6 protein-coding genes are annotated in these 6,898 nt (G+C 59.1%); all 6 read left to right on the top strand.

Annotation, left to right across the window (positions count from 1 at the left end; all coding sequences use genetic code 11):
• Positions 1-6 precede the first annotated feature (6 nt).
• The 6 genes from G3I74_RS16285 (at position 7) to G3I74_RS03940 (ending at position 6,744) form a co-directional block, all read left to right on the top strand.
• The gene (locus G3I74_RS16285) at positions 7-111 is read left to right on the top strand and encodes a NapC/NirT family cytochrome c (protein WP_203594527.1); all 105 of its coding nucleotides are present in this window, start codon (positions 7-9) and stop codon (positions 109-111) included.
• Positions 112-180: 69 nt separating this feature from the next.
• Complete coding sequence (locus tag G3I74_RS03960; protein WP_164210295.1) at positions 181-627, top strand: RrF2 family transcriptional regulator; 447 nt, start codon at positions 181-183, stop codon at positions 625-627.
• Positions 628-1,337: 710 nt separating this feature from the next.
• Positions 1,338-2,867, top strand: a complete 1,530-nt coding sequence (locus tag G3I74_RS03955) for a dynamin family protein (protein ID WP_164210294.1) — start codon at positions 1,338-1,340, stop codon at positions 2,865-2,867.
• Between the two features lie 71 nt (positions 2,868-2,938).
• On the top strand, positions 2,939-4,090 hold the full coding sequence (locus G3I74_RS03950) for a DUF6607 family protein (RefSeq protein ID WP_203594526.1): 1,152 nt from the start codon (positions 2,939-2,941) through the stop codon (positions 4,088-4,090).
• A gap of 26 nt (positions 4,091-4,116) precedes the next feature.
• Entirely contained in the window at positions 4,117-5,769 is a 1,653-nt protein-coding gene (locus tag G3I74_RS03945) for a M28 family metallopeptidase (RefSeq protein WP_164210293.1), read from the top strand.
• A gap of 78 nt (positions 5,770-5,847) precedes the next feature.
• On the top strand, positions 5,848-6,744 hold the full coding sequence (locus tag G3I74_RS03940) for a methyltransferase domain-containing protein (RefSeq protein WP_164210292.1): 897 nt from the start codon (positions 5,848-5,850) through the stop codon (positions 6,742-6,744).
• Positions 6,745-6,898: the final 154 nt, after the last annotated feature.

Below are 6,898 nucleotides of genomic sequence, written 5' to 3'. Positions count from 1 at the left end.
AGCCGTATGGCGGTTGGTATGCATACCATGAACAAAAACCGCGACGAAGCCGAGCGCGAAACCTGCATCGACTGCCACACGGGCGTGGCCCATCCCTATCCGGAGGCCTGATACGAACGAGCTTGGCCCGGGTCGCATAGAATGAGCGGGGATCTTCCCTGCTCAAGAGCGTAGTGAGATATGCGACTAACCCAGTACACCGACTATGGTCTGCGATTGCTGATTTATCTGGCTTCAGCTCCGGACCAATCGGCCAGCGTCCGTGAAGTTGCCGATGCCTACGATATTTCCCGGGCCCACCTGAACAAGGTAGCGCTGCAGTTGACCGCCCACGGCGTGTTGACGGCTCGCCGCGGGCGCGGCGGTGGGGTCTGGCTGGCGAGCCCGCCGGATCGCATCTTGCTCGGCACCGTCATTCGTCTACTCGAGCCGGATTTTCACTTTGTTGAATGCATGCGACCGGGCAATCAGTGCGTAATTACGCCGGCATGTAAATTGCGCGAAATTTGTCAACAGGCGCAGGAGGCGGTATTTGCCGTGTTTGACCGTTATACATTGGCCGATCTGCTGGAGGACACGGAACGACGTGACGCTGTTTGCGCCTTGCTTGGCCTGTCTCAGGATTGAAATCCTCAAGCCGCAACTGAATACTCTTTCTCCACTACCTTCATAGCGAGTCGATCCGGAAGCGGCGACGTGGGGCAGATGGTGACCGTCAGCGGCTCGACCAGGCCGCGCAAGCTAGGGCGATATGTCCGTAAGCGTGCCGAAGCCTCGCCATAAATTGTATCGTACGATACAATTTTCTCGGTAGCTGACCGACTAGCTCGCCGCAGAATATCTCTTGATAATATGGTATTGGCAGCATAAGGCATACATGCTTTCATGGGCATAGCATCAAGTAATGTCCCCGGCTCATATCTTGAAGCCCACAAGATCTTCCGTCCCACAATACCGTAAGCGCGGCAGCGACGAGGTCCACCCGCTACCTGTCGAGGTGGAATCTGGTCGTTCCTTGTTCGTTGGTTGAGCGTCACTGGGAGGAGCCTGAGTGAACCTTTCTGCAGACTCTTTAAATTGGCTGCCAGTGCTTTTTCGGAGCGTCCGGCGCTAAATTAGCGAGCACAGACTGGCTTGGAAGAGGTCCATGACTTCGCTGCCTTGAACTAATCGTCTCTCCATCGGACAGACCCAATCTGAATCGGTGACGTTTAACGAAATCAGGGCGCTATGTTACGCTCAGGCCAGACAAACTAACGCCAAGGCCACGTGTGCTCGACCATGTGGTTCAGCGATGTGGCCTGAGCGATCCACTGAATCCAGCAGGAGTAAGCCAGATGTTCAATCGCCCAGGAACCCGAGTTGATACGCAGCTCACGCGGCTCAGCGAGCGTCTCCTTGAGGAGAATCCTGCGCTTGAGGGCGTTGTGGAACAATTTCGCGAAGTGGACCGGATCGGTTACCGGGCCGGCTTGCTCGATTCTGAAGAGGAGTCTTACGCGTTCACCATTTCGTGGTGGCCGATGATTGCCGTGCTGGGAACTTTTTCGGCTGGAAAATCAACCTTCATCAACGAGTTCGTAGGCCTGGAGGTGCAGCGCAGCGGTAGTCAGGCGGTGGATGACCGGTTTACGGTACTCAGCTACGGCGCGGGTGATGAGGTCAAGGAGTTGCCAGGGCTAGCCCTTGATGGCGATCCGCGCTTTCCGTTTTACCGCGTCAGCCACGAGATAGATCGGCTGAGCGACGGTGCAGGTCGAACCGTTGATCACTTCCTGGCCATGAAGACCGTACCGTCGAAGCGCTTGCAGGGGCGGATTCTGATCGATTCGCCGGGGTTTGATGCTGATGAACAACGCGCGACCATTCTGCAGCTGACCGATCACATTATCGATCTCTCGGATCTTGTACTGGTGTTTTTCGATGCTCGCCATCCAGAGCCGGGCGCTATGCGCGATACGCTGGAACATCTGGTCAATCGGGTTGCTGGGCGTAGCGATTTCACCAAGCTGGTTTTTATCCTCAACATGGTGGATACGACCTGGCGTGAGGACAACCTTGAAGAGGTGGTCTCGGCCTGGCAGCGGGCTGTCGTTCGCGAAGGCAACACGACCGGGCGCTTTTACCGGATCTACAACGAAAGTGCCGCGGTGGACATTCCCGATGAGAAGCTTCGGGCTCGATACGACCGAAAGGTATCGCGTGATCGAGAAGAAATTCACGCCAAGATCGCTGAAATCAGTTCGTCCCGTTCGTATCGTATCGTCGGGACTCTGCAGGCGATCGCAGAGTCCATTGAGATGGACACGCTTCCGGCGCTGCGCGATGCGATGGCCCGTTGGCGGCGTAACGTGTTGTGGTCAGATGCAGTGCTGATGACCATCGTACTGGCCGCGGTGATCTGGGGCGTATCGGCGCTTGGCGGAGGTTTTGGAGCCTGGTTCGATGGCTCAATCATTGAGGCGGTTCAGCAACGCCCGATCGCCTGGGCGGTTTCGTCAGCGGCGTTGCTGGGGGTGCTGCTCGGCATTCATTTCATGAATCGGCATTGGAACGCGCAAAGAATTGCGCGCGGTCTTCGCGACGAGTCCGCTTCCGGGAATTGGCGCACTGCATTCCTGAAAAACACCGTTTTCTGGCGTTCATTGCTGAGAACAACGCCGTCAGGCCTGGGTAAAAATCATCTGCGCAAGTTGCATCTGTTGCGTGATCGGGCCGAGGGATTCGTGCAGCGACTGAATAATGCTTTCATGGGCGCCGGAAAGCCGACGGAACCGGACGGAACCGATGCTGTGGATGCAACGCCCGGGGCTGAGAAGGATGCCGATTCTTCCCGCTCTGCGGTTGCGAATGAGAATGGTTCGTAGTATAGTCGCTTTCCGGTGCACCTTGTGCATTTAATGCCCCCCAGCGAACATTTCCAACTCAGGAGAACGTCATGCGCCGCTTCCTGCTTCAAGTCTCACTCGCCGCTTGGGTCATGGGTGGGGCAATGCCCGCATTGGCCTATGAAGATTCGGAAGATGAAGCCATCGACTATTTGTTCGGCTGGCCGTTTGTCGACACCAGTAACATGGCCCCGCGCGGGGGCACGACCTCTGGCCCCATGCCCGACACCGTCTCCGAGCCTACGGAAAGCTGGAAAAGTCTTCGGGCCGATGACCTTTCGAAGCTTGAGCGCGATCGTCAGGCTATCCTCGCGATGGCAGGGGCTTATCGCACAAGCTTCGAGTTTCTCGAGACGGTTGGATTCGCGCCCGATTTCTCGCCCGCCAAGCCCTATCGATCCTGGGCCACCGAGTACGTCTACGTTCTTGTTGACGAGCCAGAGTTCATCAGCCTGCAGCACATCCTGGTCATGGTGATCGAACAAGAAGACGGTAGCCTGAGCGATCCCATCGTGACCAAGCACTGGCGTCAGGATTGGCGCTTTGAGGACACCGATTTGCACAAGTATGCGGGCAATGGCGTCTGGGCGCGCACCACCCCGCCCGAAGAGGAAGTGGTCGGCACCTGGAGCCAGGCCGTGTTCCAGGTCGACGATTCCCCACGCTATGAATCGTTTGGAAAGTGGCAGCACCACCCGACGCATTCTGTCTGGGAAGGTCATGAGACGCGTCGTCCGCTGCCCCGGCGCGAGTTCAGCGTCCGCGACGATTACGACCTGCTGCTTGGCAGCAACCGGCATACGATCCTGCCCACTGGATGGACGCACGAGCAGGACAACCTGAAAATGGTCGTCGACGAGGACGGTTCGCCCGATCCGGTCACGCCGTTTCTGGCGCGCGAATTCGGCGTCAATCGCTACGAACGCATCATTGGTTTCGACTTTAGCGCGGGTGATGAGTACTGGGAAGAGACCGGTCCCTTCTGGTCAATGGTCCGCGAAAAGTGGGCTGAGACATTCGAGGCCTGGGATTCGGTAGAATTTGCAGCCACCGTCGACGGCGAGTCGATGGTAATGACTTTGTTCGGCAAAGCAATGGAGATTGCCGGCAGCGGTGAATTCGACGCTGAGCAGGCCGAGGCAGACATTGACGCCTTGTTTGAGCGGCATGTGACGGGTTTGACTCCTGCCGACGAACAATAGACCCCAGCACTCACGGAGACCGAACCATGCCTCGTTTCTTGATTGGCGTAAGCGCGCTTGCAATGTTTGCGGGCTGCGCGTTTGCCCAGGACTTTTCGATCGAGCGGATCGATCATCACATCCGTACGCTGTCCGACGACAGCTTCGAAGGGCGCGCGCCCGGAACGGTCGGTGAACGCATGACCGTGGCCTACCTGTCCGGCGCGTTTTCGGCCGTTGGCCTGGAGCCGGGGGGCGACCTGCGGCCGGACGGAACGCGCTCGTGGACCCAAGACGTGACCCTTAACCGCTCGACCATGGTCGAAGATCCGGTGCTGTCTCTCAGCATCGGCGGCGAGCGGGTGCCGATGGTGCAGGAGAAGGACCTTGCCGTGCGTGCCCCGGTCAACGGCAGCGAGCGCGTTGAGCTGGAGGACGTGCCGCTCATCTTCGTCGGCTACGGCGCGCACGCACCCGAGCGCGACTGGTCTGACTTCAAGGATGTGGACGTGGAAGGCAAGGTCATCGTCGCGCTCGTCAACGATCCTGACTTTGAAACCGGTGAGGGTGTGTTCGGCGGTGAGGCGATGACCTATTACGGGCGCTGGACCTACAAGTATGAAGAAGCCGCCCGGCGCGGGGCAGCGGGTGTGCTTGTGATCCACGAAACCGAGCCTGCCAGCTATCCGTGGGGCGTCATCGCCAACGGCAACCACACCACGCTCGACATCGTCCGCGACGACCCCGCAGCGGCCCACAGTGCCCTCCAGGGCTGGATGCATGTTGACATTGCGCGGCGCGTGTTCGAAGCCGCGGGAACCAGCTACGAAGATGCCAAGGCGATGGCGCAGCAGCCCGAGTTCCAGCCGATGGAGCTCGACGCAACGATCGATGCGACGCTGGTGAGCCGCAAAGAAAGAATTACCGTGAAAAACGTTGTCGGTATCCTGCCCGGATCAAACCGTCCGGACGAGCATATCCTCTTCACGGGCCATCATGATCACCTGGGCGTCGGCCAACCCGATGAGACCGGCGATACCATCTACAACGGCGCAATCGACAATGCGACCGGCCTGGCGCTGATGATCGAAATGGCGCGCGCGTTTGTCGAGACCGGCGGGACCGAGCGCAGTCTGGTGTTTCTGGCGGTGGGTGCCGAGGAAAGCGGCCTGCTTGGCGCCAAGTATTACGCGGCTAATCCGCTGTATCCGCTTGAAAAGACGGTCGGCGTCATCAATACCGACGCGCCCGGTGTCCATGGGCCCACGCGCGACTTTTCGATCTCGGGAAGCGCGAAGCTTGGCCTGCTCGATGTTCTGATCGAGGAGGCCGAAGAACGCGGGCGGCGCTACAGCCCCGACCCCAATCCGGCGGCCGGAAGCTTCTTTCGATCCGATCATTTCCCCTTTGCCCAGGTCGGGGTGCCTGCGGTCAGTTTCCGATCGGGCAGGGATCTCGTTGATGGCGGGACCGAGCGAGCGGCTGCGATTGCCGCCGCCTATTCGGCCGAGGACTATCACCAGCAAAGCGACGAATGGTCGCCCGACTGGGACCTGTCAGGGCTCGTGGCCGACGCCGAACTGATCTACGCGGTGGCCGAGCGCCTCGGCAACAGCAGCGAGTGGCCCAACTGGGCCGAGGGCAGCGAGTTCAAGGCGCTGCGGGATGCCAGCGCGGACGCTCGCTCCCAAGGGCAATAGCGCCCGATTGTCCGAACCCCTGGATTCGAGCACGGGGGTTATCGTATTGGCGCGCTTTAACCCCAGGAAAATCTAGAAATGCCTGAGCAACTTCTTTGTTACCAGCGGTCCGTGCTGGAGACTGCCAAAGACCTGGGGGCTTTCTCGGTGCAGCACCTTCAGGAAGCGGGCAGCTGGGCACACCTGCAGGTCAGACAAGGCCGGGTTTGCCTGAGGTTCGTGGACCAGACGGGCACGAGCTTGTCTGAACATGCACTGGGTGCCGAAAGCAACGCTGAGCTGACGGTTCCGCCGGCGGTGTTGCATCGAATCGAGGCGCTCAGCCAGGAATTCACCATCGAGGTATCGCGCTACTGCAAACCGCACCGGTACTTCGAGAAAAAGTACCAGCTTTCCAACGTGCACGACGATTTGTTGTCGGCCTATGTGCACTCCTTGCGTGATCACTCGCTCAATCGCATCCTCGACATCGGCTGCGGCAGCGGGCGAAATCTGCTCTTTCTGGCCAAAATGGGCCATGCGGTGACCGGGGTTGAGAACAAGAGCGAAAAACTCGAACGCATCGAGGCCATCGCCCGCCAGGAAGGCCTTGATGACATAACGCTGCTCAACCATGACCTGCACGAGCGCCTGCCGTTTGCTGGCGGCGAGTTCGACGCGGTGGTTGCGACCGTTGCCCTTCAGTTCCTGAAACCGGAGCGCATCGATTCCTTGCTGTCGGAGTTGGGCGAAGAAACGGCCGCCGGGGGCTTCCACTTCTTCGTTTTTCCCGTGGCTTCGGAGATCTTCAGCTACCCTGCAAACTTCTCTTTTCTGCCGACCAGAGACGAGCTTTTTCACTGGTACCAGGATCGAGGCTGGGCTGTGATTGACTATCGGGTCAACAACGGTCAGTTGACCAAAAGAGGTGCGGACGGCAAGCCGATACAGGGGCAGTTCGCGACGCTCCTGGCGCAGAAACTGCCTGCACCGTGAGGGACCAATCAGGGACTGACAGCGCGAATCATGCATTCCACAGCTAACACCGAGCCAGACCACTCGCATACCTTTGGGCAAGACCGCAAGCGGCCCGGCGAGAACCGGACCCTGCTGGTCATCGCCTTGACCGCCTCGATGATGGTGGTCGAAA

The sequence above is a fragment of the Wenzhouxiangella limi genome (assembly GCF_010499265.1).
GTDB lineage: Bacteria > Pseudomonadota > Gammaproteobacteria > Xanthomonadales > Wenzhouxiangellaceae > Wenzhouxiangella > Wenzhouxiangella limi.
This window is presented reverse-complemented; position numbering and strand designations above follow the sequence as displayed.

Coding starts and splice junctions, on each gene's coding strand:
- G3I74_RS16285 (WP_203594527.1), top strand. CDS start 7: ATGGCGGTTGGTATGCATACCATGAACAAAAACCGCGACGAAGCCGAG.
- G3I74_RS03945 (WP_164210293.1), top strand. CDS start 4,117: ATGCCTCGTTTCTTGATTGGCGTAAGCGCGCTTGCAATGTTTGCGGGC.
- G3I74_RS03955 (WP_164210294.1), top strand. CDS start 1,338: ATGTTCAATCGCCCAGGAACCCGAGTTGATACGCAGCTCACGCGGCTC.
- G3I74_RS03960 (WP_164210295.1), top strand. CDS start 181: ATGCGACTAACCCAGTACACCGACTATGGTCTGCGATTGCTGATTTAT.
- G3I74_RS03940 (WP_164210292.1), top strand. CDS start 5,848: ATGCCTGAGCAACTTCTTTGTTACCAGCGGTCCGTGCTGGAGACTGCC.
- G3I74_RS03950 (WP_203594526.1), top strand. CDS start 2,939: ATGCGCCGCTTCCTGCTTCAAGTCTCACTCGCCGCTTGGGTCATGGGT.